Genomic DNA, 3,408 nt, shown 5'->3' with positions numbered 1-3,408 from the left:
TGTTTACGAACGATTTGCGTCCATACTACACCTCTTTCTTCTTCAGCTGACAAGTTTTGCGTGGCTGGCACTTTGTACGCGTGCGGCAGCCCGATCAATGAGCCGGTTCCATCGGCTGCATTGTTTCCGCGGCAGGTCTCCATCGGGGATTTCGTAAAGGTAATGATGTCCGTTCGAGGCATGGCTGGCGATGAGGCCATGCTTGGCCCATCTGGTGACGGTTTGTTCGTGGACATTGAGGCGCGCCGCTGCTTCCTGTTTTGTCAGCATTCCGCGCTCGCGTAGGCGATCATGGCGTGGACGCAACTTGTATTGGTGCACGAGATAGGCGACTCGCAAAGGTGTGAAGCGGGCGTCCTGACGGCCACGACGCCCTGCCTCGCCCGGGCGATATCCTTGCTGATTGAGAAGTTCGGCGATTTCGGAATAGACGTGGTCGTCAAGGAGCCTGTCGACCAATTCGACCACGCCGGGTTGTGTCGTTATCTGCTGGGCGGAGGATTTTGGGCTGATGGTGGTGAGCGTCTGGGTTTTGCCACCCTTAAATCGAATGTGAACCTTGGTCGTCCCTTTCGCCGGTAATTTGACGAGGGTGACGTCTTCGACAATGTGGGCAAGCAGTCGCTTGCGTTCGCGGTTCGGGGTATCCGGGTCGGCCCAAAGCTTTTTGAAGTCCGCCGTCATTGCGACCAACCGCTCATGAACAGCCTTATCGAGAATGAATTGATCTTGCTCGCGAGCGCGCTCGCGCTCTTCGCGGGCATTGGCCAGGATGCGGAGCTTCTCGTTCCATTCACCTTCGAGCGTGTCGGCGACGAGGCGATTATTGGGATCGACGAGCATGAAACGGCGCTGGGCGAGATCGGCTTCTGTTTGGGCGCGCTCGATCGCGCGGTAGCGCAGCCGATCCGCTTCTTCATGACGGGCTTCGATCTCCTTACGGACTTCGAGCACCAGTTCGACGGCGGCCGGCGTCATCTGTTCAGCAACCAGCATGCCAACGGCCTGGTCGACGGGAGGCCCTGCTATCGACTGGCAAGAGGGTTCTGCGCGATCGTTATGGGCGCGATCACAAATGTACCAGGCGTCCAGTCGGCCGCGGCGGGCAGCGTAGCGAACCCTGAAATGCCTACCACATTGCCCACATATGGCGCGGCCTTGCAGCAGCGCGGGGCCTTCTCTTGGAATTGACGCGCGTGCCAGGTCATATCCACGGCCATTCGCCTCAAGAATCTTCAGGTTCTCCTGATGTTGCTCCCAGCTGATATAACCGGGATGGGCATCGGGAATGCAGGCCAGCCAATCGTCAATGTCGCGCGAGCGTAAAATCTTCTTGCCATCGACGGTGCGTCGAAACTGTCGCCGGCCATAGGTGTAGGCGCCAGCGTAGCGCGGATTGTTCAGGACACGCATTGCCGTTGATGCGGTCAGCGGCCGAAACAGCGTCTCGCTGTTGTGCAAGCGCGATGGAAACAGAAGGCCTTCCTTGCGAAAGACCTTGACGGTCTGGGAGGCGGATCCGACGCGAGAGAACGTCTCAAAGAAATGAACGATCGTCTCTCTGACTTGCAGGTCTGGATCAAGCGTCACATTGCCGGACGGATCATAGACCAACCCGGTCGGCAGCGGACAACGGAACTCGCCACGCCGGGCCTTGTTGAGGATGCCGCCGCGCAGCCGTGCCTTGATCACATGCAGTTCGGCCTCACTCATTGTTCCCTTCAGGCCGAGCAGGAGCCGGTCGTTGAAACTTGCTGGGTCATAGACACCGTCCTCGTCGAGGATCAGTGTATCGGCGAGAGCGCAGATCTCCAGCAGCCGCTGCCAGTCGGCATTGTTGCGCGCCAGACGGGAGACCTCCAGGCCCATTACGATCCCGGCATGCCCCATGCCGACATCGCTGACCAGCCGCTGAAATCCCTCGCGCCAGGCCGCCGATGCGCCGGATTCGCCCTGATCGTTATCGATGACGATAATCTGCTCGTCGCGCCAGCCCAGGGCGACCGCGCGCCCCCGAAGCGCATATTGCCGCCGGGTGCTCTCGGTATTGTCGATGACTTGCCGCATCGAAGATTGACGGATGTAGAGATAGGCGCCGCGTTCGAGGTGATGAGACTGGACTTTGAGGTGTGCATTCATGGTGACCTCCGCAGGTGGATGCTCGTGGCGATTGTTGCAAGGACATGAACGACGGCGTTGTGTCCGCCGTGCGCTGAGCCGACGGCTGTCGACGGGTCAATCAGCACTTGAGGGGAGCTTGCGATTGCGGTCAGCGCCTGGACCCATCCCCACATGCCCCGGCGCCGAAAAAGCATGAGGCCACTACGGGCCTTGAACGGCAGCACTTCACCGAGAGCTGCACCACGTAGCACCTCGTACTGGGCCGCAATGGTCGACGGTGAGATCGAACATGCCGACATCGCGGCAATGTTTACCTGCCGGTTTTTTTTAATACCCGCTCGATCGTTCTGGGATGAAGCTCGATATCGAGTTCGCGGCGTACCAGCTTCGCCAGTTCCCTGGCGCGAACGGGTTCGCCTGGAACCAGCCGTGCTTGCAGGAATGCCAGGACTTTGTCGTCGATCTTGTGGGGGCCGCGCGGCCCCGTCTTTGCCGGCACCAGTCCGGCAATCCCGGCCAGGTCGAAGTTCGCCTTGGCCTGATAGTAGGTCGGCCTGGAGACTCCATATTCGTCGGAGGCCTCCGTCACCGACACCTTGTCGATCGAGACGCGACGCAGCATCTCGTATTTGACCTGCACAACATCGTGCGGATCGAAGAACTCGCTGCCCTGGAACTTCGGATCGCGCACCTTGTCCGGGGTTGGATTGAAGGTACCCTCTTCGATAAGGACGTCTATCTTGGATCGCTTGCTGTCGTACTTGGCAGACATCGCTGGCTCCGATCACGCGAATCGGCATTAACGTAAATAAAATTACGCCGCCATTCGCGGTTGCGTCAAGACTGCCGTCAGCCTTTGCGTCGGCTATATCATCGTTATATCGTGCCTTGTTGGTCATGCGAGTTCCCTGTGCGGCGTAATTCGCTTTACATGTGCGGTATAATTGCCTTTACAAGTCGCAGTGTGGTCGCGTCCCCGATTTGCTGGAAAGACGATCGACCAGATCCGCGAGTTCCATCAAATCGGCGAACCGCATAAGCGCCCGTCCCTTGCCCATGACCACCTCCGGATCCGCACTGAAAAGATCAGTCCATTGCGGGGGAAGCGACCAAACGGCAGCATTGTCGACCTGCAGTAAAAGGCGTTCGCCATGCCGGTTGAAACGCCGGCCGACACATGGCAACTGCCGTGCGAATAAAGGATGAAACGGATGCGTGACCCGCACTAACTCCTGATCTGTGCTTGTCGAGGCTGCATTCTCTTGTGAGGTACAAGAAGCTGGAGCG

The 3,408-nt window shown here is 58.8% G+C and carries 3 protein-coding genes; all 3 read right to left on the bottom strand.

Translation table 11 applies throughout. The features are described from left to right. Positions 1 to 42: 42 nt before the first annotated feature. The gene (locus AC13QE_RS31245; protein WP_488486658.1) at positions 43 to 2,139 is read right to left on the bottom strand and encodes a recombinase family protein; all 2,097 of its coding nucleotides are present in this window, start codon (positions 2,137 to 2,139) and stop codon (positions 43 to 45) included. Between the two features lie 292 nt (positions 2,140 to 2,431). Next, entirely contained in the window at positions 2,432 to 2,893 is a 462-nt protein-coding gene (locus tag AC13QE_RS31240; RefSeq protein ID WP_069611454.1) for a helix-turn-helix domain-containing protein, read from the bottom strand. Positions 2,894 to 3,071: 178 nt separating this feature from the next. Continuing rightward, on the bottom strand, positions 3,072 to 3,408 hold a 337-nt coding region (locus AC13QE_RS31235; protein ID WP_488486657.1), incomplete at its 5' end, for a DUF5372 family protein.

The organism is Martinezella sp. CNPSo 3957 (assembly GCF_057784395.1).
The sequence above is the reverse complement of the archived record's forward strand: the minus strand, read 5'-3'. Positions and strand labels throughout refer to the sequence as shown.